Origin of the sequence: Chitinibacter sp. GC72 (assembly GCF_009760905.1) — a bacterium.
GTDB lineage: Bacteria > Pseudomonadota > Gammaproteobacteria > Burkholderiales > Chitinibacteraceae > Chitinibacter.
Map to the genome: position 1 here is coordinate 1 of NZ_VIRW01000029.1, position 23104 is coordinate 23104.

At 55.0% G+C, this 23104-nt stretch carries 16 protein-coding genes and 1 pseudogene; 5 read left to right on the top strand and 12 right to left on the bottom strand.

Translation table 11 applies throughout. The annotated features are described in order from the left end of the window. A partial coding sequence (locus FLS37_RS15640) for a transposase (protein WP_198314570.1) occupies positions 1–161 on the top strand: 161 nt, incomplete at its 5' end. Between the two features lie 124 nt (positions 162–285). Here FLS37_RS15640 and FLS37_RS15645 read toward each other — a convergent pair. The 10 genes from FLS37_RS15645 to FLS37_RS15690 form a co-directional block, all read right to left on the bottom strand. Beyond that, positions 286–534: a hypothetical protein gene (locus tag FLS37_RS15645; protein ID WP_198314678.1), complete on the bottom strand. Its 249-nt coding sequence runs from the start codon at positions 532–534 to the stop codon at positions 286–288. Between the two features lie 262 nt (positions 535–796). After that, positions 797–1489 carry a VC0807 family protein gene (locus FLS37_RS15650; RefSeq protein WP_157670909.1) on the bottom strand — a complete coding sequence of 231 codons (693 nt, stop codon included), beginning with the start codon at positions 1487–1489 and terminating at the stop codon, positions 797–799. Between the two features lie 268 nt (positions 1490–1757). Further along, the gene (locus FLS37_RS15655) at positions 1758–3368 is read right to left on the bottom strand and encodes a carbohydrate-binding protein (protein ID WP_157670910.1); all 1611 of its coding nucleotides are present in this window, start codon (positions 3366–3368) and stop codon (positions 1758–1760) included. 720 nt (positions 3369–4088) lie between these two features. After that, the gene (locus FLS37_RS15660; RefSeq protein ID WP_232522643.1) at positions 4089–9455 is read right to left on the bottom strand and encodes a DNA repair ATPase; all 5367 of its coding nucleotides are present in this window, start codon (positions 9453–9455) and stop codon (positions 4089–4091) included. Between the two features lie 94 nt (positions 9456–9549). Further along, positions 9550–10671, bottom strand: coding sequence for a hypothetical protein (locus FLS37_RS15665; protein WP_157670911.1), 1122 nt, complete (start codon positions 10669–10671; stop codon positions 9550–9552). Between the two features lie 100 nt (positions 10672–10771). Continuing rightward, positions 10772–12916 carry a hypothetical protein gene (locus FLS37_RS15670; protein WP_157670912.1) on the bottom strand — a complete coding sequence of 715 codons (2145 nt, stop codon included), beginning with the start codon at positions 12914–12916 and terminating at the stop codon, positions 10772–10774. 82 nt (positions 12917–12998) lie between these two features. After that, the gene (locus FLS37_RS15675) at positions 12999–13625 is read right to left on the bottom strand and encodes a ubiquinone biosynthesis protein (protein WP_157670913.1); all 627 of its coding nucleotides are present in this window, start codon (positions 13623–13625) and stop codon (positions 12999–13001) included. A gap of 17 nt (positions 13626–13642) precedes the next feature. Then, the gene (locus tag FLS37_RS15680) at positions 13643–13993 is read right to left on the bottom strand and encodes a hypothetical protein (RefSeq protein ID WP_157670914.1); all 351 of its coding nucleotides are present in this window, start codon (positions 13991–13993) and stop codon (positions 13643–13645) included. Continuing rightward, positions 13990–14745: a PspA/IM30 family protein gene (locus FLS37_RS15685; RefSeq protein WP_157670915.1), complete on the bottom strand. Its 756-nt coding sequence runs from the start codon at positions 14743–14745 to the stop codon at positions 13990–13992. The genes FLS37_RS15680 and FLS37_RS15685 overlap by 4 nt, the downstream gene beginning before the upstream one ends. 15 nt (positions 14746–14760) lie before the next feature. After that, positions 14761–15174, bottom strand: a complete 414-nt coding sequence (locus FLS37_RS15690) for a DUF2170 family protein (RefSeq protein ID WP_157670916.1) — start codon at positions 15172–15174, stop codon at positions 14761–14763. Positions 15175–15472: 298 nt separating this feature from the next. On the opposite strand from FLS37_RS15690, the gene FLS37_RS15695 reads away from it, so the two are divergent. The 3 genes from FLS37_RS15695 (at position 15473) to FLS37_RS15705 (ending at position 19174) form a co-directional block, all read left to right on the top strand. After that, positions 15473–16960, top strand: coding sequence for a carboxypeptidase M32 (locus tag FLS37_RS15695; RefSeq protein WP_157670917.1), 1488 nt, complete (start codon positions 15473–15475; stop codon positions 16958–16960). A gap of 134 nt (positions 16961–17094) precedes the next feature. After that, complete coding sequence (locus FLS37_RS15700) at positions 17095–17727, top strand: 3'-5' exonuclease (protein WP_157670918.1); 633 nt, start codon at positions 17095–17097, stop codon at positions 17725–17727. A 127-nt stretch (positions 17728–17854) separates the two neighbouring features. After that, the gene (locus FLS37_RS15705; protein WP_157670919.1) at positions 17855–19174 is read left to right on the top strand and encodes a voltage-gated chloride channel family protein; all 1320 of its coding nucleotides are present in this window, start codon (positions 17855–17857) and stop codon (positions 19172–19174) included. Between the two features lie 59 nt (positions 19175–19233). Here FLS37_RS15705 and FLS37_RS15710 read toward each other — a convergent pair whose 3' ends face one another. Further along, complete coding sequence (locus FLS37_RS15710; protein ID WP_157670920.1) at positions 19234–20589, bottom strand: sodium-dependent transporter; 1356 nt, start codon at positions 20587–20589, stop codon at positions 19234–19236. 189 nt (positions 20590–20778) lie between these two features. Here FLS37_RS15710 and uvrC point away from each other — a divergent pair, with 189 nt between their 5' ends. Next, positions 20779–22695 carry an excinuclease ABC subunit UvrC gene (gene uvrC / locus FLS37_RS15715; RefSeq protein ID WP_157670921.1) on the top strand — a complete coding sequence of 639 codons (1917 nt, stop codon included), beginning with the start codon at positions 20779–20781 and terminating at the stop codon, positions 22693–22695. A 105-nt stretch (positions 22696–22800) separates the two neighbouring features. Here the strand turns inward: uvrC and FLS37_RS15720 are convergent. Continuing rightward, a pseudogene (locus FLS37_RS15720) lies at positions 22801–23104 on the bottom strand (integrase core domain-containing protein); the annotation flags it as partial.

Sequence of the window (23104 nt, forward strand, 5' to 3'; positions counted from 1 at the left end):
GGCAATTTGGTGGTAGGACGAAAAACTTCACCGGTGAAGTTTTTTGGGCGCGCGGCTATTTTGTTTCGACGGTGGGTTTGGATGAAGCAATGGTCAGAGCCTATATCCGAAATCAAGAAAAGGAAGATGAGCGTTACGACCAGATGAAGCTGGGGTTGTGACTCGCCGCCTTGGGCGGCACTTGGTTTGTTGACGCCTTCGAGGCGTTCCTCTAATAAGCCCCCAGCTTTGCTGGGGGTCATTTAACTAATCTGAGGTAAGCCCCGGCTCTGCCGGCATAAGTATCTACACGTATTTCCCCAAGAATTGCATGGCCGTTGTATTCAAAGCGGCCAGCTCTTCTGGGCTATACGCTTCCACTTCGAGCATCGACAGCCAAACCCAGAACCCAGCCAATAAGGCAGGGTGCGTCACCGGCTTGCTGCGCTTCACCTGTCGTCCACTCAATTTCATCAGAAAATCTCGCAGCTCTGCCGCTTCCTGTGTTTTTGCTGCCGCAATTTCCCATACCGTCACACACGCCATACTACTCACCAACAGCCGCTTGCTGATCGCTAAGGCCAATGGAATGTCAGCTTTGGCCGAGGTGCAGACAAAACCACATCAACGCAACAAGGCCGCAATTATTTGCGGCCTTGTTGTTTACATCGCCCAGCGCAGTGCCCCGAGGTTAGACAATTACCCTGCCTGGTATTGCCAGCAAACATAATCTGGTTGTGCTTTCTAGTAATATACCCTGCATTGCTCGCAGCCTGCTGCTAGCCAGCAGGCAGCTACGGATGACTACTTAAGGTGATTAGCCCTTGGTGGCCAGTAGCTGCTCGATATCCAGGCCGGTGAGTTTTTTTAGGCTGTGCAGCAAGTACCACAGGCTGGCGATCAGCACGATCATGCTGGGGATCACGATTACCGGGTAGCTCAGTGCCGTCATTTTGCCCAGCTCGGCGGCAAATTCGCTGGTGCCCGCAGGGCTGACTACAATCCAGCGCGCCAGCAGATAATTGAGAATGCCGGATAAAAAGAAGGAGCTGGCCACAAAGTAGCTGGTGATGGTCAGGCGTTGCCCCAGCTTAGCCTGCTGCTGCGGGGTGGAGAGTGCTTGCTCGATGGCCGGGATGTTCAGAATCTGCTCGTTATACAGCAGCTTGTGCAACAGCGGATAGGGCGTGAACTGGCTAATCAGCAGTGTCAGGCCGATGAGTGTGGGGATGGTGGCTTCTTTGATCGCCAGGTATTTGGGGTCAAGCTCCAGCAGGCTAATGCCGCCGGTGAGCAGCACGCTCACCACCCCTAAGATCGAGATGAAGTTCACTTTGCCGCTTTGTTTTAAGTCGAACAGACCATACCCCAGGGGGAACGCCAGCGCGGCCACCACGGCCCAAGTCGGCCCTAGCCATTGCTCGGTGCTTAATTTGGTGAGGATCAGCGTTGGGATCAGAATGTTCAGCAGCAGGTTGATCAACAGGTTGGGTTGCTTTTGTGTGCTCATGGTGTTCACCAACTGAAAAATAAGCCCATGCTAACAAAAAATGCTGAAAGCGATAAATCAATGGGCATTGATTAACCCACGCCAGTGATCGCATCGACTTGATTGAAATGTAAAAATCGCCCTGCGAAACCACAAGGCCGCAATTATTTGCGGCCTTGTTGCTTTACAAAGCCCAGCGCAGTGCGCCGGGGGCAAGCGGGATTTCGCTGGGTTTGGCCAGTACCGACTGGCCGTCGGCCTGCTTTACAACCCGGTGCAATTCAGAACATCATTGCAGTTTAAATTGCAGCTGGGGTTCGCTATAGCCTTGCAAAAATTCCAGCACATTTTTACGGCTTGGCGGCTGGGGTTGGGTTTTAACGTACTGATTAAAGAAAGCCAGTACCGATTCATTGGTGATACTGCGCATGGTGTTGCCGTCTATTGGGCCTAAGAAATCCACATTTGGCTTGAGATGGTTTAGCAGCACAGTGCTATCGGTAATATCGCCATGCAGGCTGCCTTTGATCTTGACGTAATATGCATCACTGCTGGCGGTGTCGTAGATCAGGTCGAAATCTTTGGTTACCCAGCTTTCGGTAGCCATTAACAAAATGGGTTTATTGAACTGATGCGTTGCAGTCAGGTAATAATCCTGGCCATCAATATTGGCGGCGGCGCGAATCGATGGATTGTCGATTTCGCTCAGATATTGCAAAGATTTGGTGCCGCCATACGATGTACCAAGCAAGCCGATCCGCGATAGATCCAGCCGGTTGGCAAATACGCTATTGGCGTTGGTATTGAGTTTTTCCAGCTCGGCCAGCACAAAGCGGGTGTCATCCTGCCAGATTTTCAGCTGTTTATGGTCGCCTTCGCATTTGGCAAAGGCCTCATAAATTTGCTGCTTCACATCGTCAGTCAATGGCTTATCTTTCAAGCTGGTCATTAGCGCATTGAGTTCATCAAGCGTAATCCCGCCAGCGAAATCGTTGGCACGTTTGTCCCAATCAATGCGGATTTCCTCGCCATTGGCCATGGTGACTAATGAATGCTGGTGAGTATGGCCAATGACCACTACCGCATAACCTTTCTTGGCCAGATCTTCATACAGAAACTGGCTCGATTCGAGGTTGGCACCATAGCCGGGCGAAAATACCAGGACGGGAAATGGCGATTCTTTGTCGGCCAAATCAGCATTGAGGCGGCTCTGGCTTAGAGTGTCTTTCAGCCAATCATCCCAAGGATTGCCAGTGATGGCTTTTTCACTGTGATACCAGTGGTTTAATACCGGCTGTGTGCTGCTCAGGCTGGCCGGGTACCAGATTTTGACCATCAGTTCGCGCTGGCGCGGTGTATCGGCCAGCGGATCGAGCCGATTGGTATCGGTAAAATTGAAAGTGCGCACACCGATTTTGTATTGTTCCTCGTCCTGCACTTTAACCGGCATCAGCGAGCTGCTGCTCTGGCCTTCGGCATTGATTGCCACTGCTTTGTAGGCATAGCTACCTTTGCTGCGACCGCGCACTGGTAACTCAATGGTCTGTGTTGCCGCTGGTGTCAGATTTTGGGTGGCTATCAAGACATCGTTCTCGTACCAGTCTACGCGGCTGGCATGGCCTGACTGCAGCTTCAGGGTGTAATCCCCATCAGGTGTCACAGCCAAGCGCTGCCAGGAACTCCAGTCTACTGCTTGAGGTGGCGTATTCTGACTCCACCATTTGGTACGGTATTGCTGTCCCTGATAGCTCACGACATTGCCAGCCACATAGGCAATATTCGGCTTCCATTCCGGTGCGTAGTTATCGTGGCTTAATACCGGCTGCAGTGGTAATGCCGCAAAAGCAGGCACACACGCTGCCAGTAAAATTCCGCCAAACAAAGGGGCGATGATTTTCATTGATAGTCTCCATCCAAAATGCGCCAAGGCGCTTATTATTTGAATCCAGCACCTTCTGGTGCCGGATTTACTGCAAGATTGGCAATATTGAATTCACCAATCTTTCCCACCGTGGCCATAGTTGTCACGGCGAAAATCGCTTATAGCCAAGATCAAGTATTCCGTTGGTATGGACTGTCAGCAGTCTGTATCGCAATCGCAGGGCCAGACATTCCTGACCTTATGCTGAAGCAAGGTGTGTGAAGCGTTCAACATCCTTGGTATCAGGGGGCAGTCGGAGATGGGGGCTATCCTCTGTACGCATCTTGATTTGGACGTTTGCAGACTGTGGCTTTGGTTTTGTCTGCATGCTATTTGCATTCTAACCATCGACCCTGCAAGATCGAATGTCCGAATCTGGCAGATTATTTGTTCAAATATGCGCTGGAAAAAATGAAGTAAAGATGGTGTGTCGGGCAGCGGGGGTGACATGCTTGGCGCTTGCTCATCGCCGGCTTGGTCGGCACGTAGCTGCGGACTAACTTCCCCGTATCGGCCTGCATGGCTTTGAATGGCGTACTTACCATTTATCCTAATCTTGCCGAGTTTTGAGGTGCCTGGCGCGAGGCTATTTGGTGGTGCTGATTTTGGGCTGCTAGCGCCTGATCAATTGCGGTGGCCAATCCCATCCCTATCCAATAGTGATGAGATTGGCCTGTTTCACGGGCCTTGAGTGTTGGCTCAGCTTGTTTTCTTCAAATGCATTTCTAGCAATCTGATCTGCTCGCCAATTACCTGCACTTTGTCCCAGATGTCATGATCCAGGCGGATTTTATGCTGCATGGCGCTGATGACCGGGATCAGGCTGTTTTCATAGGCGTGAGCCAGGCCTTGCAGGACAGAGACGATTTCCGGCTGGGGTTCAATCACAATCTGTGGCTGCATTTTGCTTAAGGTGTCATTGATCTGGCCCAGCCCCTGGCCGAGTGCTTTGTTTTGATCGTGCTGCCATTGTTTGAGCTTGAGCTGTAAATCGGTCTGGATTTCCTGTTGTTGCAATTTGGCCTGTAGCTCGGTTTGCACTTTCAGATGATTCAGCTCCTGCGATTGCAATAAAGCCTCGCTGTTTTGCCGCTTGGCCAATTGCTGGCTAATTTCGCTCAGTCCGCTGCTAATTCGCTCGTCGCTACCGAGGCGTGTACTGATTTCGCTCAAGGCGGTGACGATATGCGAGACCTGTTGCGCCAGTTTGGTTGCGCCATCGGCATCGCTGCCGCCCATGCGTTTGTGGTGCAGGAAATCACGTTTGATCTGCTCCCAGCGCGCCAGCTCTTCTGGCGTTAATGCGTCTTGCATGGCTTTGAGTTTGAGCAGGTTTTCTTCCGCGCCATGCGTCAGCGTTTGCGCCTCACCCAAATAGTGATCGCGGATTAAATTGGCTAATTCGGTCTCATTGAGCAATGCCGAGATTTTTACCGCCAGCTTGCTCATATTGCGATAACTGCCTTGCAGTTTGAATGGCGGCTCGACGCGATATGCGTCGGCCTGCGCGGCAGAAGCAATATAGGCCGCGTTCACTTTCATCAGCACATCGCGGGCCGCAAACAGTTTTTGCAGTACGGCGACAATCTCTCCGGCTTCTGCACTGCCGTAGCCGTGTTTGAAATCGGTCAGTTGGATTTGTTCACCAGCAGCCCAGCGCAAAAAGAGCTGTAAATCAGCCGGGTCACGGTTGGCCAGAGGCGCCAGTACCGGGTTGGCCGTTAGGCTGTTTTCAATGTACGACAAGGCAAACAAATGCTCTTTGCCTGATAGCACATCGCCCAGATTATAAATATCGGCCCGGTTGGCCAGCATGTCGGGGATGCGGAATGTATCACCCGATTCGGTGTAGGGATTGCCAGCCATCACCACGCAAAAACGCTTGCCGCGCAGATCATAGCTGCGTGGCTGGCCACGCCAGATGCCTTCGATGCGGCGTGTGCCATCGCACAGTGCGATAAAGCGCTGCAAGAACTCCGGATTGGTGTGCTGAATGTCGTCCAGATACAGCATGACATTATTGCCCATGGCCAGACCCAGATTCAGTTTCTCCAGCTCCTGACGCGCTGCGCTATTGCCTGCCTGCGCCGGATCGAGCGTTGTCACATCATGACCCAGCGCCGGGCAATTGACGCGGACAAAAATCAGCCCCAGCCGGTTGGCCACATATTCCATCAGAGTGGTTTTACCGTAGCCAGGCGGAGAAATCAGCAACAACAAACCCATCAGATCGCTGCGCCGAGCATCACCAGCCGTGCCGATCTGCTTGGCCAGATTGTCGCCAATCAGCGGCAGATAAACCTGATCGATTAACTGATTACGCACAAATCCTGCCAAAGGTTTGGCCTGATATTGTTCCAGCCGGATGCTCTTGCGCATTTCATCGATCAATTGCTGGCGGATGGCCTGCAGCTGGCGGAATGCTGGCTCGACGATCAGATCATGGTGCTGCAAGCGCAGGCTGAATTCGTTCAGATCCAGCGTCATCCGGCCAGCCTGAATGCGCGTATGTGTGCCCAGTAAACCGCTCACATGCTGCGCCAGCGCCACATTCAGCCGCTGACGCGGCATCTCGCACAAGAGCATGGCGGCTGCTTCGGGCACGCAGGCCAGCGATAATGTCTGAGCCTGCGCTTCGTCTGCAGGTGTGTGCAGCGCAAAGGCTTCGCACCATGCCTGCGCCAGGGCCCAGCGATCACGCAGCTGGCCATGCTGCAAGCCTTCGCGCAGAGTCGATAAGGCATTGCGCCGCTCCAGCTGTAGCAGCAGCTGCTCATGCAGATGGCTGGCATCTGCGCTGGTGCACCATGTGTTATGTCCGCTGGTCAGCTCGGCCAGCAGATAATCGAGCAAAGCCTGCTGGATGTTGGCTTCGACATCAATATCTTCTTTATCCAGAAATTCAAGCAGCTTGGCACGCAAGGCGGCGTGCAAATCCTGCAGGGCGCGGGTCTGGCCGAATTCCTGGGCGATTTTTCTGGCGTTTTCAGCACGGCTTAGCCACTGCGGACGTTCCACCTCCCAGATACCAAATTGCCAGAATAGGGCTGCCAGTGCCCGTGGCAAGGGCGCATGGCGCAGCAAACCAGCTTGCAGATCCATCGGTAGCAAGGCCGCCAGAATCTGGGCCGCGTCGACATCATGTACGCCTTTCTGGTAAGCATCCTGATAGCGCACGGATGCAAACTCGCGCACCAGCGGCAATAGTCCGGCTTCTGACAAGCGCGCTTCTTCCAGGCTGGCCGCCGAGAGTTCACCGGCATGCATGGCCATCAGCATCCGCCAGGCCAGATATTCAGCGCGATAAACATCGCCACTTTCCGACGGCAAGGTCAGCGACCAATACTGGCGTAATGGCGTCAGGCGTTCATCGTGGACCGGATCATAGAAATCGGTGCCGGTCAGGTGGATGCACAAAGCGTCTTCACGCATCAGCAAGGTGAGGTCAACGGCCTGTGTGGTCACGCTAAAGGTATGCCGACCCAGACGTATACCGTCAGAGCCGAATAAATCCGAGCGGTCCCGCTGCATACCTACTGCATTATCCCGCAAGGATTTGAGCTTGGCCTCCACGGTGTCGGCCTCGACGGTGGCGTTGAGCTGGCGCAGCTCATCAATCAGGCCGCGCAGCTTGACCACCATGGCATCGGCGGCAAAATAGCTGTGCACGGCCTCAGGACTTTCAAAACGCTGCAAGCGTTTTTCAATACCGCTGATAATGCGCGCCGCAGCCGAGTTCAGCGATTGCGCCCGCTGTTGCCGTGCGGCAAGCAGGGTTTGTTTTTTGGCTGAAAAAGCTTCAAACACGGCCTCGCGCTTGGCGAGGATATCGTCCAGAAAAGTTGCTTGCTCGCCAAAGCGGCTCTCCAGCCCTTCGAGCTGGGTCAGCAATTGAGTTAGCGAATCTTCGCATTGCTCTGGCGTTGTGAGCAGATCGAGGGTATTGGCGACCGATTGGCCAAACAATTTGAATTGGGCACCAAATTCGGCACTGGCCTCGCGCACGGCCAGCTGATCGCGCTGCTGGCGAACGCTGGCGCGCACCTGATTTAACCGGGCGTACACTTCGCCCACATCGTCCAGAATTCGCGTGCGAACAGTTGGATCGCCACTTTCCAGACCGGCCAGCAACTCGGTCAGCAGATCAAGCCCGCTGGCGGTTTCATCCAGCGCTTTGAGTTGCGGCACCAGCGCAATCACAGTGCTGATTTCGGGCAGGCTGGCCGCTATTTTGTCCAGCTCCTGATGGTAGAGCGCCAGTGATTTGGGGTCAGCCAGAAAGCGCACGGTTTCATCTGACAATCGCTGCTGTTGCTGGGCCAGCCCGGCATCGAGCTGATCGAGCGCCGTGGTATCGATATAGCGCTGCTCGCGCAGTGCCAGCAATTCGCCGCGTAGCAGGCGCAAATGCGCCAGCGTTTCCACAAACTGCTGCGGCGTGCGCCAGATGGTGGCGGCGATGCTGGTCAGGCATTGCTTTTGCTTGGCGCTGGCGTCTTCCAGCGCCTTGCTGGCGCTATGGCGGATGCTCTGGACCTTATCAAATTCGTCCAGCGTTAAACGCGCGGTGGCCACAATGGCTTTGAGTTCCTGCGCCATATCGCCCGCTTCAGGTGCGTCCAGCCAGAAATAGCCATCCATCAAATGCGTCACACTGCGAATCAGTGTTTCGTAATGCACCCGGGTGGCTTTCAGCTCGGCCGTACCCCGGGCAATGGCAAACACTTCGGCAATGCCGCGTACCAGCTCGGCGTTGCCAATCCGGCCAAAAAATCCGGCGGGTGGTGTTGCTGAAGCGTGGTCTTCACTGCAAAAAGGCGTATTCCACAGCTGCATAGGGTGCAGCCGCGTGGCTTCTTCGCTTTCGCTGGTGAACAGCAAAATCTGCCCGTCATCAAAGCGCGCATAGCCATTGCTCAGCAAAGGGCTGGAAAGTGTTTTGTCGATCAGATTGTAGGCCAGTAGCGCCAGACGGCCGGCGATCGGCTCGTAAAACACATACAGCACATCCTCGCCATTGGGCGATCTGATCATGCGTTTGAATTTCATCCCGGCGACGTTTTCGCTAAACGTCTTGTACTCGCCGCTTTGCAAATAGCAGCCGCCGGGGAAAATAATCCCGTGATCTTCCGGCAATTGCACGCAAGACTCGCCAATACCATCAATCCTGAGCACTTGCTGCGTGCGCGAATTGAACACCAGATAGCGATACACCGTTTCGCGATACGGCAGGATTTTCAGCAAAATCAGGCTGCCCAGCTGGGCGTAGCTGACCTCGGCATCGGTCAGTGACTGATTGGCATCGTCTACCGGCTCGCTGTAGATACCGCGCCCGGTATCGGTATTGTTTTCCACCTTGACGGTTAAATCGCCACCTATCGTTTCTACAAATAGCGTATCCAGAATATTGACATGCGGGTGCTTGCCATTGATGTGTTCGGCGCGGGTGGTGGCGACCCAGTCAAAATCATGCGCCGGTGGCAGGACAATATCGCGCTCACCACGGTTATCAATGTAATGCACGCTGCCGTCACGATTCATCTGCCAGCGAAACACGCGGACATCGGTGGGGCGCAAGCCGATCTGGAATGCCACCAGCAGCTTTTCTCCGGTCACGCGCAGCTGGCGCAGACTGGCGTTTTTGTAATAGGCATACAGCTCGCGAAAATCGGCGACAAAACGCGCTTCATCCAGAAACGATCCCGCCACGGCGACGGGCTGCAAATCCAAAGTATCGCCTTCACCGCTTAGGCGATACAGGCTGAATACATCGTCAATCCGTGTTTCCTTGCGCAGCCCCAGATGAACGTTGTAAGCAAATAGCAGCAAATCCCCGACGCGAACCAGATCACGCGCCTGGCAGGCATTTTCGGTGCGCGCGCGCGTGCGACCCAGCAGGCGCAGTTCAGCGCGACCAAACGCCGCCAGACGCGATTCATTGAGCACACCTGCTTTGGCCAGCAAAGTCTGCCCCTGGCTGGCCAAACGCTGGCACAGCAATTCATAGCCGCCATTGTTGCTCATATCCTGGTCGGCGCTCATATTTTGCTCGGTGGGTGTGCTCATAGGGGTATCAACTAGTTTGTTTGGGGTATTGCTCTACAGCCAAGGTGTAGATTCGCTTGTAGAGTAATACCCTTGAGATTATAAATGTCAGCTTTTAGCCCCAGCTTTTCCCTTGCTGGATCGCCTGGATTTGAAAGCCTTGCCATGCTTCGTTCAAGATCTCCAGCAGGCGCTGTTGCTGGGCAGGGTTGAGTCGAATGCTATGCTCAAATTCTATTTGCTGGCTGTATTCTTCTTGCTGCATTTCCTGGTATTTTTCCGCCAGACCAGCCGCCTGCATAAATAAATTGTTCACATAAATGCTAATTCGCTCACCGCTGTGTGTCGTGTAACTACTATTTGTAGTTAAGTGATAAAAAAAGCTGCCTAATTTTCGGTTATGGCTGTGGCACTGACTCTCCCAGAGATGATTTCTTAAATACAGGCGAACAAACTCTCGAATTGCTTCCTCATTCAGCGGCAAGCCTTGCTGGTACACTTCATCCGATAAAATCAGTAATTTCTGATCAAATAACCACTTCACTATCAGCCAGGGTGACTGCCAAAATGGCTTGGTCGCATTGCCAGGCTGAAATTTATAATGACTTAGCCACTCACAGTCTTGCGGGATACGCAATTCCATTTCTCTGATGCAGTCTCTACCTGCATCAAACCAGATGACCAACTCTTGCTGGGGGCTCAGTTTTTTTACCCCGAATTCGGCAAAATCATTCATGCCAAAATACGCCATAAATTCGGCGCAACTACTATCCGGATGCAAATAGCCATCCCAGAAACCTGCTGGATGGAGGTAGGGCGGCTTTTTCGGTTTACCCCGGGCAAATAGACCAATTGACGCCAGATAACATTCAAATGTGTAGTCGTTCTGTTTCGGGCTAACTGGCGGATAAAAATCATCATGCGTGATATCAAATTTAAACCAGTAAGATAGTTTGTTTTGAGGATCAGCCAACCCTTTGACATCCTGATTTGCATTGACGGTTTTTGGTGGATTTTTCATTTGCCGCGCAGAAAAAAACGCCAGCAAGACTGGGTCGGTACTTTTTCTCCCCAGCAGGTAGATCAGCTCTGAAAGATGTGCGATGGGTGTGATTTCTGCAACGGTTTCGGATGACCTACTTTCTTGCGTGGAATTCATTGTATTTTCCTGTGTCGCATTGCTCTGGGGCTGCGCGGCATTTTTGCTACCGAAGAAGGTGAATATTTTAGTAAACATCTGTTTGCCCTATCCGGCGCCAATGATCCGATCTATTTAGGTATTGCTCTGCAAGTCAATATTTCTATTTATTCTGGAGCAATACCCCTGTTTGTGTGGGCTAGCCTTTGTTCTGCCCCAAGGTTTGCAGCAGATTGCGCAGTGCGGCTTTGGCTTCGGGTGTGCCTTCGCTGCCGATTTTGTGCAGCAATGCGGCGGCGGACAGGCTTTGTAGCTCGTCGGCGGATTGCCCCAGGCTGCCCAGCAGGCCTTTGGCGTCGGTAATCAGATCGCGCTCGCCAGCCAGATGATCTTTCAGCGCCAGCTGCAAGGTGTCGCTTTTGCCTATCGTGCCGTCGATGGCTTTGCCGATGGCCAGCGAATTGACAAATTTGCCAAAGTAATCGCCTTCGCCGCCCACAATATCAATCTTGGCTTTCGACAGTGCCTGACCCAGTACGTCGGCTTGTTCGCTGGCGATATTCACATTGGCTTCAATGCTGCGCATGGTTTCAATGTGGGCGTAGTCGAGGCGCATCCGGAATTCTTCGTGGGCGCGCGTTTCATCGCTCATGGCCTGCATGGCGGCAAATTTATCGTTCAAGCCTTGTGATTCGGCGGCAAAACGCGCCTGAATCACGCTGGCCTCGGCTTCGCCACGTTTGGCCAGTGCGTGCGCGGTGGCATCGCCCTGACGGATCACCGCGTCGGCGTCGGCGGCTTTGACTTGGACGTCAGCCAGACCGAGTTTTTCTTTGCCGATGGCTTCGGCTTCCAGCTTCAGGCGCAGGGATTCGGCCTCTGCGCTGCCCAGCTTGGCAATCGCATCGGCATCGGCGATTTTCACGCGGGCATGCGCCAGACCGTCTTTCTCTTTGGCATCGGCCTGCACCAGCATTACGCGGGCAGCGGCCAGGCCTTCGGCGGCGTTCATGGCTTCGACGCCTTCGGCTTCGCGTTTTTTCGCTTCCGCATCTTTTTCAGCCACTTTGAGCATGGCATCGGCCAGCGTCAGCTCCTGCACGGCTTTGTGTTTGGCGCTGCGCTCGTCGGCTTCGGCGGCTTTGACTTGCAGCACCAGTTTTTCTTCGGCCTGCGCCTGGGCGCCAATCACAATCGCCTGACGAGTACGATCGGCCTCGGCCACCGTGCGCAATTCTTTAATTGCTTCTTCTTGCTCGGCCACCGTGCGATCGACCACAATCCGCTCGCGAACCACGTCGGCAATGGCTTTTTTCTCGATTTCAACGGCTTTTTCTTTCTCGATTTCCTGCAGCGCCACTTCGCGCTCACGATCAACGATTTCCAGCTGCCGCGCGCGGGTGACTTTTTCTTCCTCAATCGCCACAGCGCGTTTGCGATTGTTCTCCGCCACTTCTTTTTCGCGCTGCATGTTTTCCTGCTGCACGGCAATTTGCTGCTCGGCCTGAATCCGGGCCAGCTCGGCTTTGGCGTGCTCTTCGGAGGTCACGCGATCCGATTCGGCTTTTTCGCGTGCCTGCACCGAGGTGATCTCGCGCAATTGGCGCGCTTCGGCTTCGGCTTGCTGGCGCTGCAATTCAAGTATGGTTTCGGTGGTTTCAACGTCTTTTTTCTTGATCTGCATTTGCTCATTGCGTTGCAGCTCATTGGTGGTGACGTGCTGGATGGCGGTTAATTCGGTGATTTTGCGAATACCCTGTGCGTCCAGAATATTGTTCGGGTCAAGGCGATCGAGCGGCGTTTGCTCCAGATAGTCAATGGCCGCGTCTTCCAGCACATAGCCTGAGAGGTTGTCGCCAATCTGGCGAATAATTTCATCGCGAAATTTATCGCGCGCCAGATACAGATCTTCAAAATTCATGCTTTTGCCGACGGTTTTCAGCGCCTCGGCAAATTTGGCGGCAAACAGCTCTTCTAAAATTTCGGGGCTGGATGCGCGCTCGCAGCCCACCGTTTGCGCTACGCGCAGGACGTCTTCGGCTGTTTTGTTCACATGCACAAAGAAGGTGACTTCGATGTCGGCGCGGATATTGTCATTGCAGATCAGGCCAGCATTGCCTGAGCGTTTGATCACGATGGTTTTCAGCGAAATATCCATCATTTCTTTTTTATGGATGATCGGGTACACCATGCGGCCAGTGAAGATCACTTCGGGCTCGCTGCGCAACGTATTCACAATCATGGCCTTGCCTTGCTCGACCTTGTTGTAAAACTTCACGAACAATAAAAAGGCACACAGAATGAAAAAGCCAAAAATCGCTATTGAGAATAAAACGGGAGTCATCGTCGTTTCCTGAGTGAGCTACTTGAATAATCCAGGTATATCCACCTGGCCATTGATTAATAATGCGTACAGCCAGATACCCCTAGCCATCTTCCAGTGCCGCAACAGCATAGACATCCAGCGCAGGGTCGTAGTCCAGAATGACTGCAGCGCTGCCTTTGACCAGCGTATTGGGGCTGGCGGCGCAAACCCGGATATTGAGCGGGGCACCATTGGCGGCCACTTCGGCGCGGCCAAAATATTCGTCCACGCTCATTGTGCTGATTTTGCAGGCACGCCCCACCAGCGCCAGCTTGCTGGTCGCGGTGTGTGTGACAAACAGGCCGCGCAATGGCCGCAGCACCAGTGCGGTACACGGGATTGCCAGCGCGCTACACACCAGAAACAGACCCGCGCCCAGCAGGTAATGCAGCAGATTGGGTAGCCACAGAAAATACTGCTGCACCAGCGCCGAAAACAGCCAGCCGCTGAGCGCATAAATGCTCAGTACCAGCGAGAAGGGCACGCCGCCCAGCCCCAGCGCCATCAGTTTGGCCGCCCAATCGCCGCCGTCTCCGTGCCCTGGCATATCCAGCTCGGTGTATTGGCCCACGTGCCAGTCGTCGACCATCCCTAGCAAAGACGCCAGCCAGTACACCAGAACCACGCCCAGAATGACCGTCCAGATCGCGGTGGGAAAGGTGCTGATGGTTGCGATGAATTGATCCATGCCTGCTCCTGTACCGCTTATGGTTGAGAATCTGCGGGTGTTGACTCGAATTGCCGGGCAAAGCCGATCAGCACCTGCAGTGCGCGTTCCTTGATTTCCAGCCGATTTTCAGCGGGCAAACCAAAGCGCTGCGCCAGCGTTGCGTAATCAACGTCCGACAACGTGACGGTCAGGCGAGGGCGCTTGGGTTTGTGCGAGGTGGGCAGATCAAGCAAGAGGCGGATCTGGTCCGACGTGCTGATATGCGCGTCAAATGCGGCACGCCGTACCGCATTGAGCACTTTTTCCTCGACATCAAAGGCCACTTGCACCGCCTTGATGGCCGAATCAGAGCTTTGCCAGCGCTCGGGAACCGAAAGCCGGCTCATATTGTTGCTTGCCCATCATCAGCCGCTGGCGGCTGAGCCGTTGTGGGGGCTGCGGGCTGGCTGGCTTTGCGCTGCGCTTGCAGGCGAGCTAGCACGTTGTTTTGCTGATTGGCCTGCTCGCCAATCCCCGCTGCGGCGAGTTTTTTCTCCAGCGCTTTGCTGCCTAGCTCGGCATCCAGCTCCTCGGCCGCTTTCATGCGGTCGGCCATTTCGGTGTGCCGCTGTTTGATCCGCTCCAGCGATTCGCGCGCATTGCCCAGCTTGGAGGCGCCGCTGCCCATGCTTTGTGAAATCGATTCGGTTGCGCGGTAAACGCTTTCGGTGGTTTTGGCCACGGCCAGCTCGCGTTCATGCTCGCGGATTCGTGCGCCAGCTTGCTGGATCAGCTCTTTCAGATTGGTAATGTGCTGGGCAAATTCGCTGGCGGCTTTTTCCTGCAAAGCGCGCTCGCTTTCCAGCTCGGCAATTTTGCCGGCCACTTCGATGGCCAGCAGCTCCTGATCTTTATCCAGCGCGGCCAGTGCGTGCTCTTCAAAGCGGCTGACTTCTTTATTAAGCCGCTCCACTTCACGCAGGGCGGCTTTTTCCTGCGCCATCACCAGTGTTAAATCCTGCTTGGCTTTGGCCAGCGCAGCTTTCGATTCGTAGATTTCCTGTTCGTAAATACGGGTGGCGTTGTTATCGACGACGCTTTCACCAATTTCCCGTGCGCTGCCGCGCAATGCGGTGAGAATTTTGCTAAATACCGACATAATTCATTCTCCTTCTCAAACCAGGTAATCGGCCATGGCCACCAGGGCATCGACCGCGTTGTCGCTCAGCGCGAGCAAATCCTGCGTTAAATCGTCCACGCCAGCGTCGCAAGCCAGCGCACCGTGCAAGACGTATTTGTCACCGATCCGGCCAAATGAAGACAGCGGGATGGCGACATTCAAATCGAGCATGGCCTCGAGCAAGGCAGTGCGTCGCGCGGCGGCAATATCGGCTTCGGTCCACAGATAGCAGATACACAGCAGCTGCGATTGCGCCTGGGTTACAAACATCGGTAATTCTTCCCGCCCGGTAACGGTCAGCTTAAAGACAGGCACATCACCCGTGATTCGCTCGACTTCAACCGCACCCAGCGTGGCTTCCAGCCCGGCGGCCACCGCTTTAATTCGCTGATCCAATTCGGTTTCCATTGCGATTGCTCCTTCTAGTGTTAGCGTTATCATGAATGATGGACATAAAATGTCGAGTCATATTATGTCAAAATCCGATGGGCGGTATAGAGAATATGACGATACTGCGTGTTTTTTTGCAAAAATTGACGAAATTATAGTGAAAGATTGTGCGAGGCTGCTTTCAGCGTGTGGTGGCGCTGATCTTGCGTGGCTTTCAGTGAGCAAGAGCGCGCCTGGCAGTGTCAGCGCTTTGGATTTGCGGCCAAGGCTGGCATGATGGCGTCTCGCCAATTTCTGCTAGAGACCGAGAGCCGCAATGAAGCAAACTGCCTATTCAACCGTACAGGCCACTTTTGGCCGTATTTACCGTTTTGAACATTTGCTGGCGCTGGCAGGCTGGGATCAGGCGGCGATGATGCCCGATGGCGGTAATGACGCGCGCGGGGCGGCGATGGCCGAGTTGGGCGTGTTGATCCATCAAATGCTGACTGATCCGGCCTTGGCGACAGCGATTGCTGCAGCAAAGCAAGAAGATTTAACTGCCGACGAGCAAGCCAGCTTGCGCGAAATCATCCGCCAATGGGAGCAGGCCAATTTGCTGCCCGCCAGTTTGGTCGAAGCCAAAACCTTGGCTGGTTCGCGCTGCTCGCACGAATGGCGCACGCAGCGCGCGAATAATGATTGGGACGGCTTTCTGGCCAATTTCCGCGAAGTGGTGCGGCTGGCGCGCGAAGAGGCACAGCTCTTAAGCCAGCACAGTGGTTTATCGCCGTATGAATCATTAATGAATAAATACGAGCCGGGCATGACGTGCGCCGAGCTGGATCGCATTTTTGGCGATGTAAAACAATGGCTACCCGATTTGATCCAGCAGGCGATGCGCAAGCAAGCCGCGGAAAGTGTCGTTGCCGCACAAGGCCCGTTTGCAATTTCGGCGCAGCGCGAGTTGGGCCTTGCGGTGATGGACAAACTGGGTTTTGATTTTAACGCGGGTCGCCTCGATGTCTCGCATCATCCATTTTGCGGCGGAGTGCCGGAAGATGTGCGGATCACCACGCGCTACACCGAGGACGATTTCACGCAAAGCATGATGGGCATCGTGCATGAAACTGGCCACGCGCGTTACGAGCAAAATCTGCCGCGTGAAACCGTGCATTTACCGGTGGGGCGGGCGCGCTCGATGGCGATCCATGAAAGTCAGAGCCTGTCGTTTGAAATGCAATTGGGCCGTAGCCCGGCGTTTTTGGCGCTGATCCAGCCTTTGGTGAGCCAACACTTGGGTGAACAAGCCGCGTTTAGCGTCGAGAATCTGGCCAGAATTTATACCCGCGTGAAACCTGACTATATCCGCGTCGATGCCGACGAGCTGACCTATCCAGCGCATGTCATTTTGCGCTATGAAATCGAGCGCGCGCTGATTGATGGCGAGATAGAGCCGGACGATATTCCGGCGCTGTGGGAACAAAAAATGCAGGCCTATCTGGGCGTGGATACCCGGGGTAATTTCAAAAATGGCTGCCTGCAGGATATTCACTGGACCGACGGCAGCTTTGGCTATTTTCCGACCTATACGCTGGGCGCAATGTATGCTGCGCAATATTTTGCAACGATCCGTCAGTTGCATCCCGATCTGGATCAGCGCATCGCGGCCGGTGATCTGGCGCCGATTTTTGATTGGCTCAAAGCCCATATCTGGACGCAAGCTAGCCGCTGGGAAACCGCTGAGCTGATAGCGCGCGCTACGGGCGAGCCGCTCAATCCCGCTCATTTCCGCGCGCATCTGGAAGCTCGCTATCTGGGATAATTGAACTGCTATTGGGTATATGGCTCTAGGGTTAGCTGGTATTGCTCTGCAGCCATATACCCATTGATACGCTGGCTGCGGGTGATCACAGGTATACTGCGCGGCTGATTTGATGATTTGAACTGAAGATACTGATGCGCCACTATCCACCGAGTAAAGAGCAAAGCGCCTTGTTTCCCCCGTTTGCGGGGCTGGATTTATCGGCCATTGTGGTGCCGCAAACCGCCGCCGAGCTGGCCGCAGCCTGTGATGATTTGCTCGCGCAAACTTTTGTTGGATTTGATACCGAATCCAAGCCGGTGTTTCGCGTGGGTGAAGTGCCCAGCGGCCCGCATGTGGTGCAATTGGCCACTTTGCAGTGCGGCTATATTTTCCAGCTGAGCAACGCAGAGGCACGCGCAGCGGTGGGCGAATTACTCGCCAATGCCGCTTTGATCAAAGTCGGCTTTGGCCTGCAATCGGATCGCGCCGATATTCGCCGCAATCTGGGCGTTGAGCTCGCTGGCGTCTTTGATCTGGACGTGGTGTTTCGCCGCCACGGCTACAGCGCCACGCTGGGCGCAAAAAGCGCGGTTGCGCTGATTTTGCGTCAGCGTTTCAGTAAATCCAAGCGCGTGAGCACATCCAACTGGGCCAGCGCCAGATTGCAGGAAAATCAACTGCTGTACGCCGCCAACGACGCGTATGCGGCGATCAAAGTCTTTACTGCGCTCAAGCTGAACCCCGCGGAGCTGCGCCAGTATGGTGTGGTGACAGCACCAAAATAAGCTCCAGTTTTTCCAACTTTCCCAGCCCGGCGGACCGAGTTAGCGTGCCGCCGCGTTATCCGCGATCTGCATCAAGCCCGGCGTCGGGGCCGATGCTAGAATAGGCGTTTTCCGTTTGGATTGCGCCATGTCCAGCACCTCATCCTCTGCCTATTACCGCACGGTTCTGCATGACCTTTTGCTCTGGCTGCCGCTGGCTGCGCTCGTCGGCGTGCTGGGCGGCAGCGCGGCGGCTGTGTTTCTGTGGGCGCTGGCCTGGGTGACCGATACCCGCGTCGCGCATCCGCAACTGATCTGGGGTTTGCCTGCCGCCGGCTTTGTGGTGGGCTGGCTGTATCTCAAGCTGGGGCAGAAAGTGGAGGCGGGGAATAATTTGCTGATCGACGAAATTCATGATCCGAAAGCGATTATTCCGCTACGGATGGCGCCGCTGGTGCTGCTGGGTACGCTGGTGTCGCATCTATTTGGCGCTTCGGTTGGGCGTGAAGGTACGGCCGTACAGATGAGTGGGGCGCTGGCAGACCAGCTGAGCCGCCTGACGCGCGGCCAGCCCGATGGTCGCCGCGTGCTGCTGATGGCCGGGATTAGCACCGGCTTTGCCGGGGTGTTTGGCACGCCACTGGCGGGGGCGGTATTTGGTGTTGAAGTGCTGGCGCTGGGGCTGATGCGCAATAACGCCTTGCTGCCTTGTCTGGTGGCTGCGTTTGTCGCCAATGCCACGGTGCAGCTGATCGGGCACGCGCTGGGCGTGAGCCATACCCATTACAGCGTGGGGGCGGTGCCTGAATTTACACTGTGGCTGGGGCTGATGGTGCTGATTGCTGGGGCGGCATTTGGCGGTGCGGGTAAGCTATTTGCCGATGGCGCACACTGGATGGGTAATTGCTTCAAGCTTATTAAATACGCGCCATTCAGGTCATTACTGGGTGGGAGTATCTTTGCGCTGCTGATAACGGGCATTCACTGGCTGGGCTGGGATGGCGGCCGCTATCTGGGGCTGGGTATTCCGGTGATGGTTGAGGCTTTTGCGCAGCCGCTAAGCTGGCTGGATGCGCCGCTGAAATTATTCTTCACCATATTTTCTTTGGGGGCCGGATTCAAAGGTGGTGAAGTCACGCCGCTATTTTATATCGGCGCAACGCTGGGTAATGTGCTGGCACCGCTGCTGGATTTGCCGTTCGGCTTGCTGGCCGGTTTGGGTTTTGTTGCCGTTTTTGCCGGGGCGACTAATACGCCACTGGCGTGTACCCTGATGGCCGTCGAGCTATTTGGCGCGCCCATTGCCCCATACGCCCTGCTGGCGTGCGCCATGGCGCACCTGTGCTCGGGCCATAGCGGCATTTATAAAGCACAGCGCATGGGCTCAGGCAAAGGCCGGCCACTTCCCCGCGAGCACGCAAAAACCCGGCTGGGTGAGTGGGGCTCGCAATCCATGAAGGGAAAATAGCCGCTGCAGCGGGTGCATAATCACCAGCGCTGCAGCTGTGGCAGGTGCAGACAGCCTGTTTAGAATACCCCCAGCCCGCGCAGCATGATCACCCCGATTAGCACGGGCGTGATATAGCGCACCAGAATAAACACTGCCTTGATCACAAAGCCATTGTTCAGTGTACCGTCATTGCTCAGCTGTTTTTTCAGCTGCGGCAGGCCGTACACCCAGCCGACGAACAGGCAGATCAAAATCCCGCCCAGCGGCATCAGAATATTCGAGCTGATGTAATCAAACAGATCAAACGCATTCAGGCCAAAGAGCTTCATATCGGCAGTCAGTGATGACGATAGCGACGCCGGTACGCCGAACAGGCCAATCACCCCCACCGAAATCGCGGTGGCTTTTTTGCGGCTAAAGCCAAAACGCTCGCTCATCATCGCGACCGGCACTTCCAGAATCGACAGTATCGCCCCGGTGGCGGCAATGGCCGCCAGCACAAAGAACAGCGCCATAAATACAGTGCCAAACGGCATGCTGGCAAACACCGCCGGAATGGTCATAAACACCAGCGATGGGCCAGCTGATGGCTCAAAACCGAAAGCAAACACCGCCGGGAAAATCGCCAGGCCAGCCAGCAGCGATACCGACAAATCGGCCAGCATTACGCGCGTGGCGGTGGCGGGGATGTTTTGCTCCTGACGGAAATAGCTGCCATAGGTCAGCATCGTGCCCATACCGATCGACAATTTGAAAAACGCTAGCCCGACTGCGGTCAGCACCACGGGCGCGGTGATTTTGCTAAAGTCCGGCGCAAACAGAAACTTCACGCCTTCCATCGCACCGGGCAGCGTCAGGCTACGGATACAGAGCAAAACCAGCAGCAAAAACAGCAGCGGCATGAGTTTCTTTGCCACCGCTTCAATGCCTTTGGACACGCCCATCATAATGATCGCGCCAGTCCAGGCCAGCACTACCCATTGCCAGAACAGCGCCTGAGTCGGGTTGGACACCATCTCGCCAAACGCCGCCTTGGCCGTGGCCGGATCGGTGCTGTGAATCGCGCCGGTAATCGATTTGAAAATATAGGCAAACACCCAGCCGGCCACGCCGGTATAAAAAGCCAGAATCAGCACCGCCGACACCAGCCCCATATAGCCGATCACCGTCCAGAATTTCTGGCTTTTGGGCGCCAGCTGCTCGAAAGCTGTTACCGCGTTGGCACGCGAAGCGCGACCCAGCATGATCTCGGCAATCATCACCGGCAGCGCCACCAGCAAGGTCGCCAGCAAATACACCACCAGAAAGCTGGCCCCGCCATTGGTGCCCGTCAGGTAGGGAAACTTCCAGATATTGCCCAGCCCAACAGCCGAGCCCAAGGTGGCGACAAGTACGCCAAAAGTCGAAGTGAATCCATCACGGTTTTGGCTCATGGCCTGCCCCTTTATTTTTGCGGTACATCATCTTCGATTTATGCCTGTAAGCTGTCCATCCGGGAAAACCCGTTTTGCATAGCGGCAGAGTGCTGATTTGCGGCAAATTTGATTTTACTCAGCTATTTTTCCTGACAGTACAATAGCTAACCTTTTGAGTTGCCTCCGAACATAATGACCATCAGCGATATGCCCAATCAAACTCCTTCCGCTCCAGATATCGACGAGGCGCGGCACACCTTGTTGCTGCAAGTCAAAAATCTGCCCGATCTGCCCGGCGTGTACCGCTATATTGGCGCGGACGGTACGGTGCTTTACGTCGGTAAGGCCATCAGCCTGAAAAAGCGCGTTGGCTCGTATTTCAATAAAAACGATCACAGCCCGCGTATACGCCTGATGCTGGCGCAGGTGGCGAGCCTGGAAACCACCGTGGTGCGCTCGGAAGCTGAAGCGCTGGTGCTGGAAAATAATCTGATCAAGGCCTTGTCGCCGCGCTACAACATTCTGTTTCGCGATGACAAAAGCTACCCGTATCTGGTGCTCACCGGCCATGCCTCGCCGCGCTTGGCCTACTATCGCGGCGCGCTCGATAAGCGCCACACTTATTTCGGCCCGTTTCCGAATGGCTATGTCGTAAAAGAAAGTATTCAGTTACTGCAAAAAGTATTTCAGCTGCGGACTTGCGAAGACTCGGTGTTTAGCAATCGCTCGCGCGCCTGTTTGCTGCATCAGATCAAGCGCTGCTCGGCGCCGTGCGTGAACGCCATTTCGCCCGAGGATTACCGCGCCGACGTCAATAATGCGATGCTGTTTTTATCCGGCAAAGAAAACGAAGTGCTGCAACAGCTCGAAACGCGGATGCAAACGCTATCGGCCAATTGGGAGTTTGAAGCCGCCGCCGCGGTGCGCGATCAGATACAGGCTTTGGCCAAGGTGCAAGAGAAACAATTTGTATCCAGCAATAGCAGCGATGGCGACGCCGACATCTTGGCCTGTGTGGAAGAGGGCGGTGTGTTGTGTGTGAATCTGGCGATGGTGCGCGGCGGGCGGCATGTGGGCGACAAAAATCTATTCCCCAGCCACGCCGACGATTACAGCACGGCTGAAGCGCTCAGCGCCTTTATCGCGCAGCATTATCTGGAGCGCACCGTCCCGCCGCTGATTTTCTGCAGCCCAGAGCCGGAGGGCGTCAGTATTCTGGCCGCTTCGCTATCGGAACAGACTGGCCGCCGCGTGATTATCAATAGCAATCCGAATGGCGAGCGACGTATCTGGCTGGAGATGGCGGCCAAGAACGCGCAGCTGGCAATACTGCAGCGCAAAACGCAGCAAGCTTCGCAAGCAGGGCGGCTGGCTGCCTTGGTTGAAGCGCTGGGTTTGCCTGATGAAACGCAGCGGATTGAATGCTTCGACATCTCGCACACCATGGGCGAGCTCACTGTCGCTTCGTGCGTTGTGTACGACAACCAAGACATGCAGCCCAAGCAATATCGCCGCTTTAATATCGCGACGACAACATCGCTAGGCGAGGGTTTGAAAAAAGGCGGTGATGCTGGCTTTGAGCCTATCACTCCCGGTGACGATTACGCCGCCATGCGCCAAGTGCTAACGCGCCGTTATGAAAAACTCGCCGCAGGGGAAGGCAGCGCAGATAGCAGAATCCCCGATGTCATCCTGATCGACGGTGGCAAGGGGCAACTGGGCGTGGCGCTGGAAGTAATGGAGGAGATTGGCCTCAATGAGCCGTGGATTATCGGCGTTGCGAAGGGTGAGACTAGAAAGGCGGGTTTGGAGCAACTGATCATCCCGCGCCTTGGTAAAACCATCCAGCTCAAACGTGACCACATCGGCCTGCACCTCATTCAACAAATTCGTGACGAGTCACATCGATTCGCCATCACCGGCCACCGCGCCCGCCGCGCAAAGGCGCGCGTCGCCAGCACACTGGAAGACATCGAAGGCATCGGCCCCAAACGCCGCCAAAAACTACTCGCCCGTTTTGGCGGGCTGCAAGGCGTAAAGGCGGCCAGCGTGGATGATTTGGCGGCGGTGGAGGGGATTAATCAGGCGCTGGCGGAGAAGATTTATTCGGCGTTAAGGGGGTGAGGGTGCATTGAGGTTTACTCGGATAAAAATAAAAACCCGCTAGTGCGGGTTTTTATTTTGGCGGGTTTCGACCCAAAGCGGAATCTCAGCTACAGGGAGGTAGTTGTCCAGTCCCGGACGATTGCTGATACGTTTTTTGAATAATTCTGGATGCGTTTTTTGCCATTCTTTCATGGACTGGATCGGCGTGCGATGTCCCAGCGCCAGTTGTGGCAAATGTTGATTGTAGAGCAACACGTAGCGTGCCAGCGTTTCGGCCAAATCGGCGCCTGAGACAAAACGATGAGTGGCCAATACATCGCTAATGCGTCCATTGAAACGCTCGACCATCCCGTTGGTTTGTGGGCTGCGCGGCTTGGTCAGACGGTGTTCAATGCCCAGCGCTGCACACAACTGGTCAAATTCGTGC

Coding starts and splice junctions, on each gene's coding strand:
- FLS37_RS15650 (WP_157670909.1), bottom strand. CDS start 1,489: ATGAGCACACAAAAGCAACCCAACCTGTTGATCAACCTGCTGCTGAAC.
- FLS37_RS15655 (WP_157670910.1), bottom strand. CDS start 3,368: ATGAAAATCATCGCCCCTTTGTTTGGCGGAATTTTACTGGCAGCGTGT.
- FLS37_RS15660 (WP_232522643.1), bottom strand. CDS start 9,455: ATGAGCACACCCACCGAGCAAAATATGAGCGCCGACCAGGATATGAGC.
- FLS37_RS15665 (WP_157670911.1), bottom strand. CDS start 10,671: ATGTTTACTAAAATATTCACCTTCTTCGGTAGCAAAAATGCCGCGCAG.
- FLS37_RS15670 (WP_157670912.1), bottom strand. CDS start 12,916: ATGACTCCCGTTTTATTCTCAATAGCGATTTTTGGCTTTTTCATTCTG.
- FLS37_RS15675 (WP_157670913.1), bottom strand. CDS start 13,625: ATGGATCAATTCATCGCAACCATCAGCACCTTTCCCACCGCGATCTGG.
- FLS37_RS15680 (WP_157670914.1), bottom strand. CDS start 13,993: ATGAGCCGGCTTTCGGTTCCCGAGCGCTGGCAAAGCTCTGATTCGGCC.
- FLS37_RS15685 (WP_157670915.1), bottom strand. CDS start 14,745: ATGTCGGTATTTAGCAAAATTCTCACCGCATTGCGCGGCAGCGCACGG.
- FLS37_RS15690 (WP_157670916.1), bottom strand. CDS start 15,174: ATGGAAACCGAATTGGATCAGCGAATTAAAGCGGTGGCCGCCGGGCTG.
- FLS37_RS15695 (WP_157670917.1), top strand. CDS start 15,473: ATGAAGCAAACTGCCTATTCAACCGTACAGGCCACTTTTGGCCGTATT.
- FLS37_RS15700 (WP_157670918.1), top strand. CDS start 17,095: ATGCGCCACTATCCACCGAGTAAAGAGCAAAGCGCCTTGTTTCCCCCG.
- FLS37_RS15705 (WP_157670919.1), top strand. CDS start 17,855: ATGTCCAGCACCTCATCCTCTGCCTATTACCGCACGGTTCTGCATGAC.
- FLS37_RS15710 (WP_157670920.1), bottom strand. CDS start 20,589: ATGAGCCAAAACCGTGATGGATTCACTTCGACTTTTGGCGTACTTGTC.
- uvrC (WP_157670921.1), top strand. CDS start 20,779: ATGCCCAATCAAACTCCTTCCGCTCCAGATATCGACGAGGCGCGGCAC.